Below are 17,467 nucleotides of genomic sequence, written 5' to 3'. Positions count from 1 at the left end.
ACCACTCGGCCGCCACCGATCCGGCGGACGGGCACAGCCGGGACCCGGCACCCGCTCCGGCGGAGGGCGACGCCACGGCTCACGCCTGTGCATGGCGATCCGTGCGGCCTGGTCCGTCGACTCCGGCCGCGCCCGCGCACGGCCGACGGTCACCTCGGGCAGTCCGCAGGCGGTCACGGCCTGCGGGGAGCCACCGACAGCGCTCCCCGCAGACCGTGCCCACCCCTGTCACAGCCGGGGGTCGACCGGCTCCGACTCCAACGCCAGCACGGCGAACACGGCCTCGTGCACCCGCCACAGCGGCTCGCCGTCGGCCAGCCGCTGCAGGGCCTCCAGCCCGAGGGCGTACTCGCGCAGCGCCAGCGAGCGCTTGTGGTTCAGGAACCGTCCGCGCAGCCGCTCCAGGTTCTCCGGGCGGGTGTACTCCGGGCCGTAGATGATGCGCAGGTACTCACGGCCGCGCACCTTGATGCCCGGCTGCACGAGCCGGCCCTTCGCGTCCTTAGCGAGCGCCTGCAGCGGCTTGACGACCATGCCCTCACCACCGCGGCCCGTCATCTCCAGCCACCAGTCGATGCCGGCGCGCACCGACGCCTCGTCCCCGGTCTCGACGACAAGACGCCTGGTGACCTGGAGCAGCCCGGTCGGGTCGTGCTCCACGAGCCGGTCGAGCCAGGCGAGTTGCTCGTCGTGCGGCACGGCGGCGAGCGAACGGCCCTGGACGGCGAGGAGCTGGAACGGCGCGAGCCGCACACCGTCGAGACCGTCCGTCGTCCAGCAGTAGCGCCGATAGGCGTCCGTGAACGCGGACGCGTCGGTGGCCCGTTCACGCTGCTTGGCGAGCAGCCCCTCGACCTCGACGCCACGCGCGGCGGCGGCCGCCAGCGCCCCGGTCGCCCGGGGGAGCACCGCGCCGGACGCCGCACCGACGGCGGCGTACTGGGAGCGCAGCAGTCCGGACGCCTTGAGTGACCAGGGCATCAGTTCTGCGTCCAGCAGGAGCCAGTCCGTGCCCAGTTCGTCCCAGAGTCCGGCAGCGGTGACCGCCGTGCGCAGCCGCTGAAGGATCTCCTCGGTGACGGATTCGTCGTCGAAGAACGGCCGGCCGGTGCGGGTGTGCAGCGCGCCCGTGGGGCCCTCGACGCCGAAGCGTTCGAAGGCGGCCGCGGCATCGCGGCACACAAGCGCCACGGCACGCGAGCCCATGTGCTTCTCCTCGCAGACGACCTTGTCGATGCCGTCGGCGCGGTACTGGGCGAAGGCCTCGGCCGGGTGCTCCAGGTAGCCCTCCTCCTTCGAGGTCGCGGTGGGGGCCATGGTGGGCGGGAGGTACGTCAGCAGCCGTGGGTCGACGGCGAAGCGGCTCATGACCTCGAGCGCCGCGGCCGCGTTCTCCTCCCGGACGGCGATACGGGCCATGTGGCGCGTCTCGACGACCCGCCTGCCCTGCACGTCGGCGAGGTCCAGCGGCCGTCCCTCGCGGCTGCCCGGCGCCTCGGTCAGGAGCGGCTTGACCGGTTCGTACCAGACCTTCTCGGCCGGTACGTCGACCAGCTCGCGCTCGGGCCAGCGCAGCGCGGTCATCTTCCCGCCGAACACGGCACCGGTGTCCAGGCAGATGGTGTTGTTGATCCACGAGGTGTTGGGCACGGGCGTGTGTCCGTAGACGACGGCGGCCCTGCCGCGGTAGTCCTCGGCCCACGGGTAGCGCACGGGCAGGCCGAACTCGTCGGTCTCGCCGGTGGTGTCCCCGTACAGCGCGTGCGAGCGGACCCGGCCGGAGGTGCGGCCGTGGTACTTCTCCGGCAGGCCCGCATGGCAGACGACGAGCTTGCCCTCGTCGAGGACGTAGTGGCTGACGAGGCCGTCGATGAACTCCCGTACCTGCTCGCGGAAGCCGTCGTCCTCCTTCTCCAGCTGCTCGATCGTCTCGGCCAGGCCGTGGGTGTGCTGGACGTTGCGGCCCTTGAGCCAGCGGCCCAGTTTGTTCTCGTGGTTGCCGGGGACGCACAGGGCGTTGCCCTCGGCGACCATGCTCATGACGCGGCGCAGCACGCCCGGGCTGTCGGGGCCGCGGTCCACGAGGTCTCCGACGAAGACGGCGGTACGGCCCTCGGGGTGGGCGCCGTCCCGGTAACCGAGTTCGCCGAGCAGGGTCTCCAGCTCGGAGCTGCAGCCGTGGATGTCGCCGATGATGTCGAACGGCCCGGTGAGGTGGCGCAGGTCGTTGTAGCGGCGTTCGAGGACGATCTCGGCGGTGTCGGCCTCCTCGACGGTGCGCAGGATGTGCACCTTGCGGAAGCCCTCGCGCTCCAGTCCCCGCAGCGAGCGCCGCAGTTCGCGGCGGTGGCGTGCGATGACGTGGCGGGGCATGTCGGACCGGTCGGGGCGGGCGGCGTTGCGTGCGGCGCAGACGTCCTCGGGCATGTCGAGGACGATCGCGATCGGCAGGACGTCGTGCTCGCGCGCGAGCCGGACGAGCTGACGCCGGCTCTCGGTCTGCACGCTGGTGGCGTCCACGACGGTCAGTCGCCCGGCTGCGAGCCGCTTGCCCACGATGTAGTGCAGGACGTCGAACGCGTCGCCACTGGCGCTCTGGTCGTTCTCGTCGTCGGCGACGAGGCCACGGCAGAAGTCGGAGGAGATGACCTCGGTGGGCTTGAAGTGCTTGCGGGCGAAGGTGGACTTGCCGGAGCCGGTGGCGCCGACGAGGACGACGAGGGACAGGTCGGTCACCGGGAGCCGGCGGCCCGGGGTGGCAACCACGGTGTCTTCGGTACTGGTCATGCGGCCTCGGCCTCCTTCGCGGTCATCTCGAACACTGCCATCTGGGTGGGTGGTCCCACTTCGGGGTCGTCGGGGCCGACGGGCACGAACCGCACCTCGTAGCCGTGCCGTCCGGCCACGCCCTCGGCCCAGGTCCTGAACTCCTCGCGGGTCCATTCGAACCGGTGGTCGCCGTGGCGCACATGTCCTGCGGGCAGCGTCTCCCAGCGGACGTTGTACTCGACGTTCGGCGTGGTCACGAGCACCGTGCGCGGACGCGCCGAACCGAACACCGCGTACTCCAGTGCGGGCAGCCTGGGCAGGTCCAGGTGCTCGATGACCTCGCTGAGCACGGCCGCGTCGTAGCCCGCGAGCCGCTTGTCCGTGTAGGTGAGCGAGCCCTGGAGCAGGCTGACGCGGGCGGCCTGGCGTTCGCCGAGCCGGTCGAGCTTCAGCCGCCGTCCGGCGACGGTCAGCGCCCGCACGGACACGTCCACGCCGACGATCTCGGTGAAGCGGATGTCCTTCAGCAGGGCCTGGACCAACTGGCCCTGTCCGCAGCCCAGGTCGAGCACCCGGCTCGCTCCGGCGGTGCGCAGCGCCTCGAGAATCGCGTCCCTGCGCTGCTCGGCGAGCGGCACCGGACGCTCCTCCGTGTCCATGGTCTCGTCGACGGCGTTGTCCACGTCCTCGACCTGGAGGTCGTCGGACTCGGCGAGACGCACCAGTTCGAGACGCTCCATCGCCTGCCGGGTCAGTCCCCAGCGGCGGGACAGGTAGCGGCTGGTGATCAGCTTCTGCTCGGGGTGGTCGGCGAGCCAGCCCTCGCCTGCGCGCAGCAGTTTGTCCACCTCGTCGGGCGCGACCCAGTAGTGCTTTGCGTCGTCGAGGACCGGAAGCAGGATGTACAGCTGCCGCAGCGCGTCGGCGAGCCGGAGCTCCCCTTCGAGCACGAGCTGTACGTAGCGCGATGCACCCCATTCGGGGAACTGCTCGTCCAGGGCCACCGGTTCGGCCTCGACCGAGGTCCAGCCGAGCGGACCGAAGAGCGCCCGGACCAGTTCGGCACCGCCGCGGGCGGCGACCGCGGGCACCTCGATGCGCAGCGGAAGTGGGCTCTCGGCCCGTCCGGGCAGCGCGGCGCACACCCCGCGCAGGGCGCTCTTGAACACCGTGCTCAGGGCAACTGCAAGCAGCGACGACGCGGCGTAGGGGCGGTCGTTGACGTACTGGGCGAGCGCCGAATCGGGGGCGCCGCCGCGGCCCTTGCCCTTGCCGCGCCGCACGAGCGCCACCGGATCCACCTCCAGCAGCAGTGCGGCCGTACACCGCCCCGCGGACGCTTCGGGGTAGAAGACGTGCGCGGTGCCGTGCGAGGTGGAGAACGTCTGCGCCTTGTCGGGATGCTTGTGCAGCAGAAACCCGAGGTCGGTGGCGGGACGCTCGTGGGTGCCGGTCGTACTGATCGTCAGGAACACGCGTCCGAGTATCGTCTGCTTCGTCCGCTCCGACCAGGGGTTTTTGTCACGGACCGGTCCCTGTCCGATGCCCTGCCCGCATCATCGCCACCCCCTGCTGCCGAGCGATGCGGCGAGCGCCGCGATCCGGTCGGGGCCGACCCGGCAGCATCCGCCCACCAGCCGGGCACCCGCCTCCTGCCACTCGTGCGCGAGCGCCGGGTCGTACGCCACCCTGCCCTGCCAGCGACGTCGGCCGGCGTCCCACCGCTCGCCGCTGTTGGGATAGACGACGGCCGGTTTGCCCGTCACATCGGCAGCGAGCCGCACCGCGGCCGCCGCCTCGTCCGGTTCGCAGCAGTTCACGCCGACCGCGATCACCTCGTCGTGCCCGGCGGCGAGGGCGAACGCCCCGGCCAGGTCCTGGCCCGCCCTGGTCCGTCCGCCCGAGACCGTGTACGACAGCCAGACCGGCACTCCGCATTCCCTTGTCGCGGCGAGCAGGGCGCGTGCCTCGTCGGTGTCCGGCACGGTCTCCAGGGCGAGCACGTCGGGGCGGGCCGCGACCAGTGCCTCGATCCGCGGCCGGTGGAAGCGCTCCAGCTCCGCCACGCTCAGCCCGTAGGCGCCGCGGTACTCGCTGCCGTCCGCGAGCATCGCGCCGTACGGCCCGACGGAGGCGGCGACCCACACCTCGCGGTCCGCCGCCTCCCCCGCGCCGCGCGCCAGGTCCACGCTCCGCCCCAGAAGCCGGGCCGCCTCGTCCCGGTCGGCACCGCGCCGGGCGAACCCCTCGAAGGTGGCCTGGTAGCTCGCCGTGATCAGCACCTGGGCCCCCGCCCGCACATAGGCCGTGTGCGCCGCCTCGATCTGCCGGGGGTCGTCGGCGAGCAGCCGCGCCGACCAGAGGTCGTCGGCCAGATCGCAGCCCTGCGCCTCCAACTGGTTGGACAGGCCGCCGTCGAGGACGACGCCCTCGGCAAGCGCTTCGGCGAGCGTACGAACGGGTCTCATGGCAGCACCCCGGGGATCAGGTCAGCTGGGACTGGATCTGCGAGGAGATGAGCTCCAGGTGACCGAGGTCGTCGAGATCCAGGATCTGGAGGTAGATCCGGGACGAGCCGGTCGCGGCGTAGCGGCCGATCTTGTCGACGATCTCGGACGGGGAGCCGGCGAGTCCGTTCGCCTTGAGCTCGTCGACGTCGCGGCCGATCGCCGCCGCCCGGCGGGCGACCTCCGCGTCGTCCTTGCCGGCGCACACCACCAGAGCGTTCGAGTACACCAGGTCGTCCGGGGCGCGCCCGGCCTTCTCCGCGGCGGCGCGCACACGGCCGAACTGGCGCTCGGTGTCCTCGACCGAGGCGAAGGGCAGATTGAACTCGTCGGCGTACTGAGCTGCCAGGCGCGGGGTGCGGCTCGCACCGTGGCCGCCGATCAGCACCGGGACCTTGGCCTGCGCCGGCTTGGGCAGGGCCGGGGAGTCGGTGAGTCGGTAGTGCGTGCCCTCGTACGAGAAGGTCCTGCCCGGTTCGGTGGCCCACAGGCCGGTGACGATCGCCAGCTGCTCCTCGAGCCGGCCGAACTTCTCCTTCGGGAACGGGATGCCGTACGCCTTGTGCTCGTCCTCGAACCAGCCTGCGCCCAGGCCCAGTTCGATACGACCGCCGGACATCTGGTCGACCTGGGCGACCTGGATCGCGAGGACGCCGGGCAGCCGGAAGGTGCCGGCCGTCATCAAGGTGCCGAGACGGATCCGCTTGGTCTCACGGGCGAGACCGGCGAGGGTGATCCAGGCATCGGTCGGGCCGGGCAGCCCGTCGGCGGATCCCATGCGCAGATAGTGGTCGGACCGGAAGAACGCGTCGAATCCGAGGTCCTCGGTGGCCTTGGCGACGGTCAGCAAGGTGTCGTAGCTCGCCCCTTGCTGGGGCTCGGTGAAAATTCGAAGATCCATGCATCCATCCTGCACCGTCACCCGCCACGACCGCGGATGTATCGGGCGGACGCCTCACGGCGGACGTCACGGAGCACCCGCCGCGCCCTCCGCCGTACCCGCCCCGGGCCGGTGCGCGGGAATCCACTCCGCTGCATGGTCGACCGCGTCCCGGAAACGCAGCAGCAGGGCGGTACCGGCTCCGGCCCTCCCGCGCCGCAGGGGTGCTCCACTGCGCGCGAACGACGCTCCGAGCGCAGCAAAGTCGCTGTCGTCGAGTGCCACATCCCGGTAGTTCCACCAGGCGCGTGCGCCACCGCGGCTGACAACGCAGTGGTACTCCTGCATCGGCGGGTCCGGCGTGCGGTACTCCGCCAGGTGGAAGGCAGTGCAGGCAGCGAATCCCACGCCCAGCAGCAGCACCTGTGCGTCTTCCTCGTAAAGCCTGGCCAGGGGCGACTGTTCCCCGAGGTGACAGTCTGCGGAATGGCGGGAGACGATCCTGCGGGAGAGCGGACCGATCGCCGCGAACGATGTCTGGGGGTGCTCACTGCGCAGCGCTCCGGGCTGCTTCCTCACCTCCTCGGCCAGTCGCCCCACGGAAGGGGCAGGAGTCCGGAAGGGATCGTAGGGCGGCATGGCGTCCCGATAAGCGGCGACCTCCTCCGCTGTCATCCCTTGGATCTTCTTCCGGTAGGAGAGCGAGGTGTCGGAGTTCTCCGGAGTGAACGCGGGGACCACCAGCGTGCCCTCCGCGCCCAGAGCCGTACGCAGCGCCCGGACCACCGCACCGCTGTCGGCGCCGGCCCGGCCCAGGCTGCGCAGCGAGGCATGCACCAGGACGACGCCGCCCGGGCCGACGCCGAGGGCACGCATCTCCTCGGTCAGAGTGCGTTCCCCTTCGGGTGCGTGCTCTGCTCGCCCCCCGCGTGTTCTGAGTGTTCGCCGCATCGCGGGCCCTTCCTCGAGTGATGTCGCCCCGTCGGCGCTGCCCGGCCGGGAGCCGCTTCCTTGATGTGGGTGATCAACTTCAAGAGGTCCCCGCAGTAGACCGAAGGATTCGAGAAGCCGCTGCCCGAGCGGAAGCGGTGGGCGTAGAGCCCACCACCGCAGACAGCCACCACGGGGCAGGTCCGGCACTCCTCGCACAGTCCGCGCAGACCCTGTTGGCGGGCGCGCATTCCCGGGTGTTCGATCACCTGGTCGAGGCTGTGGGAGAAGACGTCCAGGCCGGTGGCAGGGGCCCCGTCGAATGCGGTCTTGAGCGAGTCCGCCTGCTCGTACGTGCCGTCCGTTTCGATCACCACCAGGTCGGCCGGCGACGTTCCGAGGGACTCGACGAGGCTCGGACCGCCATGGAGAAGGCTCAGGACCGAGTCGAAGAACCGGACGGGGACGGGGCGGCCCTCTGCGAACCAGCGGTCGACGACCGTGATGAGCCAGTCGGCATGGGCGGTCGGACTGCCGTCGCGGCCGGCAACCGGGCTGTCCCAGGTCGCGTGCTGCAGAAGGAAGTCCAGCTTGGGCGGCCCCAGGGCCACGAGCGCCTGGTACACCGTCAACGGGTCGTTCTCCGGGTCGACTGTGCACAGCAGTCCCGCGAACAGATGACGGTACCGGGGCCGCCGCAGCAAGGCGAGGGCGTGCAGGACGTGGCGGTGGCTGCTGCGGCCGTCCGCGAAGAGCCGGTGGCGGTCGTTGGCGACGACGTCACCGTCCAGGGAGACGCCGACCCCGACCCCGTACTCGTCGAACAGCGCACAGAACTCCTCGTCCAGACGCACCCCGTTCGTCTGGATACGCAATTCGAGGGCACACACTCCCCACAGGGCGGTTCGCAGCTCCTCCAAGGCGCTGCGCAGCCGCGCGTGGCCGGCCAGAAGCGGCTCACCGCCGTGAAGGACGACGTGCACGGCGGGCAGACCGTGCGCTCGGACGTGCTCGGCGATCCTCGTCGCCGAACGCGCGACGACCTCCGCGGACATGACCGGCGGACGACCGCGCCAGCTCCGGTCGGCGTGCTGGTAGACGTAGCAATGGTCGCAGGCCAGATCGCAGCGGCTGTGCATCTTCATGACGAACTGCCGCAGAGGCACGGGGGGTTGCGGGAAGGAATGCGCTGCGCAGCCGTGGTCAGATGCAGGAGTTGAACGCGGCGACCCAGTTTCCGTCGCTCTCTGCGCGGGATCGCACGTCATCCCATGGTTCCCCCGTCCCAAGAGGCTTTCCGGGGTCACCGATGGACATCACAGGTTCGTCAGGGCTCACCGGCCGCGACTGCGCTGCGTAGTTCCACTTCGGCTCCCCGAAGGGTGTGGATGGTGCGCTCATGGCTGTCCCCCAGGGAATCGGTGACACGCACTCGGATGTAGATGTTGTCGAGCGCCGATATGGCGGTGATCGAGAGTCGGCAGGCGTACAGGCCCTTGTAGTCGTTCGAGACTCCGAACGGGAATCCCGCACCGAAGGGGTTCAGGTCGAAGTCCTTTCCGATCTGCAGCCCCAACGCCTCCAGCTCTCTCGCAGCGTCTTCGTATCCCTGCCAGACGATCTCGTGCGCCGGAACAGGCAGGCCCTTCCGTTGAATGTGATAGTCGACGCTGTCGAGGATCGCGCTGTGCGTCCCGCCGTTGATGATCTCGACGACCCAGACGAATCGATCGTTCATGGAGTAGGTGTTGGCGCTCACCCGGCCGTTCCAGCCGATGGCCGGCCTGACCACCCTGGAGTACTGCAGGCGGCCGAAGACCAGCCCGAGGCCGACCGCCAGAAGAGTCGCCAGGGCCTCCGGATTCAGCAGGGAGAGCCGCCAGGGCCAGCTCCTGCTGTCCGGTCCGGTGATGTTCTGCCGGACCACCTCCCACACCACCATCAGACCCAGCAGAATCACCAGAATCATGGGGGCCGTGAAGAGCAGAGGACTTCTGCGCACTCGGTGTTGACGGTCGTCGAGATGCCCGGAACCCGGCAGTGAACGCCCAACTGTCACGTGCCCAGCCCCCTGGTCTTTGACGGGTGGTCAGACCTCGCAATTCTGGCAGAGAGCCCCACAGCGGCGCAGAGACTTTCCGGACATGGTGAGGGACTACCCGCCCAACGGGCCTATCCCGGCCGGGCCCTGCGAGGTACAGGTTCGGGTGGCCGTTCGGGCTCGTGCGCCGCGAGCCGGCGCAGCATCCCTCGCACCCGGTCCCCCGCCTCGTCGGCGGCGTCTATCGCCTCGATGCACTGCCAGTAGAGCCCCTCGTCGTCCGTGGCGCAGGCGACGCCGACCAGGGCTATCCCCACGTCCGCCAGCAGGACGTTCAGCCCGGTCAACGCCGCCGCCGGGTCCGTCACTTCGGTCAGCTGCGCGGCCCGGACCCCGCCGCTGCGCACCATCGGATGGTCGAGCACTCCGCACCCCCGGCCACCGATCTCCCCCAGCCCCCGCGCCTCCCCCCTCAGCTCCGCCGGCCCGCTCATCGCGAGCCGACTGCCGATCGCCTGCGCGAGCGCCTGGACCTGCCAGGCCTCGGCGACGATCTCCGGCACCGCCGCGCTCTGCGCCAGCGCATGTCGGGTGATCTCGATCAGCCGTAACGCCTCCATGAACGCGCCCCCGTTCGTGCGGACTTCCTGCCCACTCAGTTCATTACCCAGAGTGAAGGTCATTGAGCCGGAAAGCCAGGGGAATTCGGAAATCTGTGGACACCAAGGCGGTTGTGGATAACTCGACAACTCCAAAGAGTGACGAAGGGGGTGCCACGGCGGTCGCCGGCCCCCCTTCTCACCGCTCTCACTCCACCGGGAAGCGCGTCTCATTGCGGTCGATCTTGTCCGAGAGCGCCTGGAGCGCGTCGATCCCGAGTACGTCGCAGAACTGCAGCAGATAGGCGAGGACGTCCGCGACCTCGTCCCGTACGCGGTGTGCGGAGCTCTCCTTCTCCATCACCGCCGCCGACTGCTCGGGCGTCAGCCACTGGAAGATCTCGACCAGTTCCGAGGCCTCGACGCTCAGCGCGACTGCCAGGTTCTTCGGCGTGTGGTACGGCTGCCAGTCGCGGGCGGCCGCGAATTCGACCAGCCTGCGCTGCAACGCGGCCACGTCCGGTCCGTTGTCGTTTTTCGTCACCGCACCAGGTCTACCACCGACACCCCGCCGACTCCGCGGGCGCACGACGCGTCGGCGACGGCGCCCACCAGCCTGATGTGGCCCCGCGCACACATCTCGGCCGCCAGGGCCACCAGTTCGCGGGCCTGTCGAGGGTCGAGGCAGCGGTCGAAGCCGTCCGCCAGCACCGTCAGCGACTGGTACGCCGGCGGCACTTCGGCCACTTGGTCGACGGCGAGCACACCAGGTCCGGTGAGCAGCACCAGCGCGAGCCCCAGATACCTCAACTCGCCCTCGCCCAGTCGCCCGACGGGGGTGCCCCGGCCGACTCCCCCGCGCGCCAGCAGAGCACGTACCGTCCCGTCCGCCAGTTCCTCGACGGACAGATCGCTCACCTCGCCGGCGCAGCCCACGCGCGCGGCCGCGGCGAGCCGCGCATGCCGTTTGGCGCACTCGCTGCGCGTGCGGTGCAGCACCGCGGCCAGGTTGTCGCAGCCGCGGCGCAGTCTGCCCGTGCCCGCCGCGACCGGCCGGCGCATCCGGTGCGGCTGCGGATCACAGGCGAAGACCGAACGCAGCGCCACGACCAGCTGTTCCGCCGCCGCGATCACCTCCAACTGGCTTCGCGTCGAGCCCGCAACCCGTAGCGGGAGCAGCGGGGTGGCGAGCCGGTCGTCCGGCATCGGTACGCGGGTGACGGCCGCAGCTCCGGCGGTCGGCCACTCGGCCTGCACCACCGGACGGCGCGGGTCGCGCAGCGCGGTGGTGAGCAGGGTGCGCCCGTCGCAGGTCAGCCGCTCCCCCACCACCCGCAGGACGGGATCGGCCTGCACGGCGACGTCGAGTCGCACCACGCCCGCCGGGCCGTCGACGGTGCAGCCGATGCGGAATCCGCGCCTTCCCTGCCGGTCGGGCCTGGCCCACTCGGGAACGCACGAGGCGGCGTCGGGGAAGGCCGTGGCGAGATCGGCGCCCGCGCCCAGCCGGGCGAGGGCCTCACCGGCTTGCAGCGCACTGGATTTGCCGCTGCCGCTCACCCCCGAGACGAGGGTGAACGGCGTGAGCGGGAGGACCGCGCCGCGCAGGGCCTTGAAGGCGGAGATGCGCAGCTCGGTGACGGCGGGGCGGGCAGCGGGCCGTGCAGCGGGGGCGTCGGACCCCGCTGCCGCAGGGGCGGCGGTGCGGTCGACGGGACGTAATACGGGAGCGACAGCGGGGAAATCGGCGGGCGGGTCGGCGTCTTCGCAGATGAGCGGCGTCTGTGCGTCCATGGGCAGGACGCTACGCAGCATGATCCACGCCGAACCGTTCCGCCGTCGGGCCTTCCTACGAATGAGGGACGGCGGCGTCCGCGACGCCGTCGACCTCCGTGCCGACCGGCGCCAGCAGGAAGACATTGCGGTCGACCCGGTGCATCCCACAGCCCAGCCCGAACACCACGCCACTGCTGAAGTCCAGGATCCGCTTGGCGACTTCGGTGTCCGCCCCGGTCAGATCGAGCAGGACCGGCGTCTGATTCATGAGGTACTCCGCGACCTCGCGCGCATCGGCGAAGATCTGCACCCGCAGCACGACGAAGCGGCGGTGCGCGGCGGCCGCAGGGTCCCGGGCGACGGTGCGGTGGTCGACCCGCGACGGCCACTCGTTGCGGCCGCGCAGCGGCACCACCTGGGCCAGACCCTCCCACTGCTCGTCGGTGACGTCGTACCTCTCGTACCTACTCATGGGACCAGTCTCCCGCCCCTCACCCGTTCGGCCCAACAGCGACACGGGGTGAGAGGCGGGAGACCCGGAGTCTTCCGCGGCGACGTCAGCCGCGGTCGAACACGGCGACGGTGCGGGCCGGGACCGAGAAGGTTCCCGAACTCCTCTCGTACGACGCGGACTTGGCGATCCCGTCCACGCCCGAGCGCTGCACCTCGTGGAGCCGGTACTGCTCTCCGGCGACCTCGCCGATCCGCTGGGTCCGGCGCTCGGGAGTGGCGTTGAACACGACCACGAGGTCATCGAGGCGCATGGTGATCACGCCCGGGGTCTCGTCCTTGCCGGACAGCGGGAAGGACAGCGCGGACTGGACGGCGTCCGCGGTGGCCAGGCCGAAGGCCGGTTCGCCGGTACGGATCCTCAGCAGGTCACGGTAGGCCGCCGAGGCCCCGTCGATCTCCGGGCAGCCGGCGCCGATCGACGAGGACGTCAGCAGCGGCTTGGCGTAAGGCCACTTGGACTTGTTGTCGACCTCCGGCGGCAGACCGCGTCCGAAGCCGTTGCCGTCACGGCAGTCCCAGTGGACGGCGTTGAACCAGTCACCACTGTCGTAGGAGTTGCGGTCCAGCGACTTGGAGCGGAGCAGGTCGCTGCCCGCCTGGGAGAGCGCCGGCCCCTGCGACAGAGCCGCCGTCGCCATCGCGAGCACCTGCATCCGGGCCCGCTCCGCCGCCGTGGTGGCGGCCGGGAGCTTGAAGGCGAGCGCGTCGTACAGCGTCTCGTTGTCGTGGGCGTCCGCGTAGGCGAGGGCGTCGCCGGGGTCGGCCGCGTATCCGGCCGGGGAGCCGTTGTAGTCGACCTCGGAACCCTTGACCGTGCGGCCGCTGGTGTCCGTGAAGGAGTACGAGGCGAGGTTGCCGGACAGACCGACCTTGATCAGGTCCTGGTAGTGCAGCAGCCGTGCCTTCTGCTCCGCCTCGGTGCCGTTCGACGTGGAGGAGTTCGGGTCGGTGAACAGGCCGGAGGCGAAGCCCTGCACACCCGGGTCCTCGTCGAACGGGCCGCCGCCGCGGACCGCGTCGCGTGCCCGGTCGGAGAAGGTCGCGATTCCGGTACCGGCCATGTTCTTCTGGGTGGCCTGGACGAAGCGGGCGTCATCGGCGATCTCGCCGAAGTTCCAACCCTCCCCGTAGAGGATGATCTTCTTTCCGTCGACGCCGTCGCGCGCGAGGGTCAGCTCGTCGAGAGCGGCACGCACCGCGAGGATGTTGGCCTTCGGGTGGTGACCCATCAGGTCGAAGCGGAAGCCGTCAACCTTGTACTCACGCGCCCACGTGACGATCGAGTCCACGACGAGCTTGCCCATCATGGCGTTCTCGGGTGCGGTGTTCGCGCAGCAGGTGGAGGTGGCAACGGAACCGTCGGCCAGGAGCCGCTGGTAGTAGCCGGGCACGACCTTGTCGAGCACGGACCTGTCCGCCTGGCCGCTCGCCACGGTGTGGTTGTAGACGACGTCCATGACGGTGCGCAGCCCGTCCTCGTTGAGCGACTTCACCATCTGCCGGAACTCGACCGTGCGGCGCGTGCCGTCCGGGTCGGTGGCGTACGAACCCTCCGGGACGGTGTAGTGGAACGGGTCGTAGCCCCAGTTGTACGCGTCCTTCGCTGCCGCAGCGGCCACGCAGGACTGTTGCTCCGACGAGTCCGGCGCGTAGGAGGAGAGGTCGCAGGCGGGCTGCTGCTGGTCCGACTTCCTCTCGGGGATGGTGCCGATGTCGAAGGCGGGCAGCAGGTGGACGTACGAGGTGCCCGCGCCGGCGAGGTCCCGCAGGTGCTTGGAGCCCTTGCTGTCCTTGTCGGCGAACGCGAGGTACGTGCCCTTGTTGTCGGCCGTGGCATCCGCGACGGAGAAGTCGCGGATGTGCAGCTCCTGGATCTGGGCGTCGCGCAGGGGGACGGCGGCCGGCTTCTTCAGCGTGGACCAGCCGGACGGGGCGAGGGACCTGTCGGACAGGTCGACGACGATGCTCTTCCCGGAGTTCGCGGTCAGCGCGAGCGAGTACGGGTCGGTGACCTTGTTGGTGACGACCTTCTGGACGCTGGGCGCCCAGACCTTGACGGCGTACAGGTACTTCTTGCCCTTCCAGTGCTTCTTGCCCGTGACCGACCAGACGCCGCTCGCGTCGTCGCGGCGCATGGCCACGTTCTTCCCGTCGAGTTCGAGGGAGACGTGCTGCGCGGTCGGCGCCCACAGTCGCAGCGTCGGGACGCCCTTGCCGTCGAAGACCACGCCGAGGTCGGCCTTGGTCGCCTTCGTCGCATGGATGTCGTCGAGCACACCGGCGAGCTGCACGCCCGTGGCGGACATCACCGCCCCCGTGGCCGCGTACTGCGCCGCCACGAGCTGGCCCTTCAGCGCCTCGCGGACCCGGTCGCGGTCGCGTGGGTCGACGGCGAACGCCGCGTACGACTTCAGATGCGGGAACTTCGCCTTCTGTGCGTCGGTCAGCGCCGACTTGCTCAGTCGCAGAGTCCGGCGGTCACCGGTCAGGGAGCCGTCCTTGACGGCGATCGATCCCTCGCGGGAGTAGAGGAGTGCGCTGGAGGCGGCGGCGTCGCTGCCGTTCCAGGCGACGGTGTTCTCGTCGATCCACACGGCCTGGGACTTGGTCAGGTCCAGTGCCGCGCCGCCGCCCTTGGGCTGCGGCAGCAGGTACTTCTCCTGGCCTTCGAGCAGCCACACCTCGTGGCCGTTGGCCGCGAGGTCGAGCGACTGGTCGCTGGGCAGGTCCTTCTCGTCGCCCTTGTGCAGGATGTAGCTGAGCGACGTGGCCCCTGCCGCGAGCGGCACCTCGTAGACGGCCCCGTACGCGTCGGTGCGCACCGGCTCCAGCGGCTTGGACCAGTCGGTCGGGTTCGCGGCACCGGTCCAGGTGTGCAGACCCCAGCCGGTGTGGTCGCCGTCGGCGCGCTTGTAGTGCAGCACGGCCTTCGAGGTGTCCTGGGGCGGGTAGGCGCCTTCGGGCGCGGCGTTGCGCACCTCGGCCTTGCCCTGCTCGATCCAGACCTCGCCCGTCCTGGACAGGTCGACGGAGCGGTCGGCGTCGGTGTCCTTGACGCCGTCCTTGTTCACGGCGATGAAGCCGATGGAGGAGGCGCCGGGCTTGAGCTTGACGTACGCGAAGGCGCCGTAGGCGTCACGGCCGGTGAACGGCTTCCCGGCGGGCCAGGTGGTGCCTTCGCCGTCGGCGATGTCGCCCCAGGTGTACAGGCCCCAGTCGGCGTAGTCCCCGTCGGTGCGCTTGTAGTGGACGATCGCGTAATCGCGCTGCGAGGCGGTCGGCGGCTGTTCGACAGCGGGGGCGCCGCTGGTGGTCTCCGCGGTCGCACTCGCCGTCCGGCCCGCTCTGTCGACGACAACGGCCTTGTAGCGCAGGGCGGTTCCGGCGGGAGCGGTGATGCGCTGGGTGACCTTGTACGGGGCGTGGTCGGCGGAGCCGAGAACCTGCCACTTGCCGTTGCCCGTCTGGGCGGCGAAGACGACGCGGTTCAGCTGACCGCCGTCGGCGTCGGCGGAGATCTCGACGGTGCCGGTGGCACCGGCCGCGGGGGCGTCGAGCGTGAGCGACGGCTTCGCGGCGGGCGCGCCGAGCGGCCCGGCCGCCTTGAGGACGACGGCGCCGAGGGCCGGGACGGTGACCTCGACCTTCTTGTCGGATCCGCTGGTGACGCGGGCGTCTCCGCCGTGGATCGTCGTGAAGTCCATGCCGGCCGAACCAGTGGGGATCTCGACCGTCTTCGCCTCGGTGGCGCTGTTGACGGTCACCACGTACTCGGTCCCGGCCCGGGCGTCGGTGCGGGAGAACGCGTACACGGAGCCCTCGGCGTACCGCTCCTGCTGGATGCCGTCACGCAGTGCCGGGTGCGCCCCGGTCAGCCGGGAGAGCGTGGCGATCTGCCGGTACAGCGGGTGCGAGGTGTCGTACGCGTCCTGCGCGTGCGTACGGTCGGTGCCGATCTGGTCGTCGTCCAGGTAGTCGGGGGTACGGGACGCGAACAGGGTCTGCCGGGCGTCCTTGTCGCCGCCGGCTCCCGCGTAGCCCTGCTCGTCGCCGTAGTAGACGACGGGGTTGCCGCGGCCGAGGAACATCAGCTCGTTGGCGAGGCGGTAGCGCTTGAGCAGTTCGGCGTCGTCGGCCTTCGGGTTGTCCTGCTTCAGGAACGTACCGAAGCGGCCCATGTCGTGGTTGCCGAGGAACGGCACCGACTCGTAGGCGTTGGCCTTGTCCGAGGTGTACCGGTAGTCCTGCGCGAACAGGTTCGCCAGCTTGTCGGCCGGTGCGCCCTGCGACGCGAACGCGCGCGCGGCGTCCTGGAAGGGGAAGTCCAGGGTGGCGTCGAGCCTGCCCTGGGTGACGTAGGGCGCCGTGATCGCGGGGTCGGCCGAGTAGACCTCGCCGAACATGAAGAAGTCGTCACGGCCGTGCCGGGCGGCGTACTCGTCGAGCGCGGTGGCCCACTGTGCCCAGAACTCGGTGTTGACGTGCTTGACGGTGTCGATGCGGAAGCCGTCGATGTCGAAGTCGCGCACCCAGCGCTGGTAGATCTTCTCCATGCCCTCGACGACCTCGGGGCGTTCGGTCCACAGGTCGTCGAGTCCGGAGAAGTCGCCGTGCTCGGAGGATTCCCCGGCGAACGTCGAATCGCCCCGGTTGTGATACATCGTCGGGTCGTTGAGCCAGGACGGGACCTTGAGGTTCTTCTTGCCCGCGGCGACGACGGGCGTGCGCGGGAACGAGTCCTCGTCCGTGGCGGGGAAGCGCTTCGAGCCGTCCGCGTAGTCACTGTCGTCGAACGGTTCGCCGTCCTTCGTCAGATACGGGAACGCGCCCTTGGAGAGATAGCCGTACGACTTCTCCTCGTAGTCGATGACATCTGCCGTGTGGTTGGTGATGACGTCGAAGAAGACCTTCATGCCCTTGGCGTGGGCCTTGTCGATCAGCTTCTCCAGGTCGGCGTTGGTGCCGAAGTGCGGGTCGACCTGGGTGAAGTCGGTGATCCAGTAGCCGTGGTAGGCCGCGCTGGCGTCCTTGCCCTCGCCCTGTACGGGCTGGTTCTTGAAGATCGGCGCCATCCAGATGGAGGTGGTGCCGAGTCCCTTGATGTAGTCGAGCTTCTCGGTGAGTCCCTTGAGGTCGCCGCCCTGGTAGAAGCCCTTGTCCTCGGGGTCGTACCCGGTGGCCAGACGCGAACCGGTCAGTCCGCCGCGGTCGTTCTTCTTCTCGCCGTTGGCGAACCTGTCCGGCAGCACGAAGTAGAACTGCTCGCGCGTCAGGTCGTGGCGGGCGGGCTCGGCGGCCAGTGCACGGTCCGACGGGGGCGGGGGCGGCTTCGGTGCCGCTGCCGCCGGGAGGGCGGAAACGAGCGCCGCGACCGTCGCCGTCGCCACGACGACGGCCGCAGCCGGGCGCAGCGGGAGGCTGGGGCGTATCAAGGGGTATCTCCTGGAAGAGG

The 17,467-nt window shown here is 70.3% G+C and carries 11 protein-coding genes and 1 pseudogene; all 12 read right to left on the bottom strand.

The features are described from left to right. Positions 1-228 precede the first annotated feature (228 nt). Positions 229-2,787, bottom strand: a complete 2,559-nt coding sequence (locus tag AC067Z_RS08775; protein WP_478788757.1) for a polynucleotide kinase-phosphatase — start codon at positions 2,785-2,787, stop codon at positions 229-231. Further along, complete coding sequence (locus AC067Z_RS08770) at positions 2,784-4,244, bottom strand: 3' terminal RNA ribose 2'-O-methyltransferase Hen1 (protein WP_478788756.1); 1,461 nt, start codon at positions 4,242-4,244, stop codon at positions 2,784-2,786. The genes AC067Z_RS08775 and AC067Z_RS08770 overlap by 4 nt, the downstream gene beginning before the upstream one ends. Before the next feature lie 81 nt (positions 4,245-4,325). Continuing rightward, complete coding sequence (gene mmuM, locus AC067Z_RS08765) at positions 4,326-5,237, bottom strand: homocysteine S-methyltransferase (RefSeq protein WP_478788755.1); 912 nt, start codon at positions 5,235-5,237, stop codon at positions 4,326-4,328. Positions 5,238-5,253: 16 nt separating this feature from the next. Then, positions 5,254-6,177 carry an LLM class F420-dependent oxidoreductase gene (locus AC067Z_RS08760; RefSeq protein WP_478788754.1) on the bottom strand — a complete coding sequence of 308 codons (924 nt, stop codon included), beginning with the start codon at positions 6,175-6,177 and terminating at the stop codon, positions 5,254-5,256. A 66-nt stretch (positions 6,178-6,243) separates the two neighbouring features. Beyond that, positions 6,244-7,032 carry an AAC(3) family N-acetyltransferase gene (locus AC067Z_RS08755; protein ID WP_478788753.1) on the bottom strand — a complete coding sequence of 263 codons (789 nt, stop codon included), beginning with the start codon at positions 7,030-7,032 and terminating at the stop codon, positions 6,244-6,246. Positions 7,033-7,160: 128 nt separating this feature from the next. Then, positions 7,161-8,246 (bottom strand): annotated as a pseudogene (locus AC067Z_RS08750) (FxsB family cyclophane-forming radical SAM/SPASM peptide maturase); the annotation flags it as partial. 167 nt (positions 8,247-8,413) lie between these two features. Further along, on the bottom strand, positions 8,414-9,055 hold the full coding sequence (locus AC067Z_RS08745; RefSeq protein WP_478788752.1) for a hypothetical protein: 642 nt from the start codon (positions 9,053-9,055) through the stop codon (positions 8,414-8,416). A gap of 203 nt (positions 9,056-9,258) precedes the next feature. Beyond that, entirely contained in the window at positions 9,259-9,747 is a 489-nt protein-coding gene (locus tag AC067Z_RS08740) for a DUF6099 family protein (protein WP_478788751.1), read from the bottom strand. A 187-nt stretch (positions 9,748-9,934) separates the two neighbouring features. Then, entirely contained in the window at positions 9,935-10,270 is a 336-nt protein-coding gene (locus AC067Z_RS08735) for a nucleotide pyrophosphohydrolase (RefSeq protein WP_478788750.1), read from the bottom strand. Beyond that, on the bottom strand, positions 10,267-11,520 hold the full coding sequence (locus tag AC067Z_RS08730) for an AAA family ATPase (protein WP_478788749.1): 1,254 nt from the start codon (positions 11,518-11,520) through the stop codon (positions 10,267-10,269). The genes AC067Z_RS08735 and AC067Z_RS08730 overlap by 4 nt, the downstream gene beginning before the upstream one ends. A gap of 55 nt (positions 11,521-11,575) precedes the next feature. Continuing rightward, positions 11,576-11,974 (bottom strand): cell division protein SepF, encoded by a 399-nt coding sequence (locus tag AC067Z_RS08725; protein WP_478788748.1) that lies wholly within the window; start codon positions 11,972-11,974, stop codon positions 11,576-11,578. An 85-nt stretch (positions 11,975-12,059) separates the two neighbouring features. Further along, positions 12,060-17,447 carry a pullulanase-type alpha-1,6-glucosidase gene (pulA, locus tag AC067Z_RS08720; RefSeq protein ID WP_478788747.1) on the bottom strand — a complete coding sequence of 1,796 codons (5,388 nt, stop codon included), beginning with the start codon at positions 17,445-17,447 and terminating at the stop codon, positions 12,060-12,062. Positions 17,448-17,467 lie beyond the last annotated feature (20 nt).

This window comes from Streptomyces sp. NPDC043812, assembly GCF_056436245.1.
Note: the sequence above shows the minus strand (reverse complement) of the source record. Positions and strands in the feature narration are given on the sequence as shown.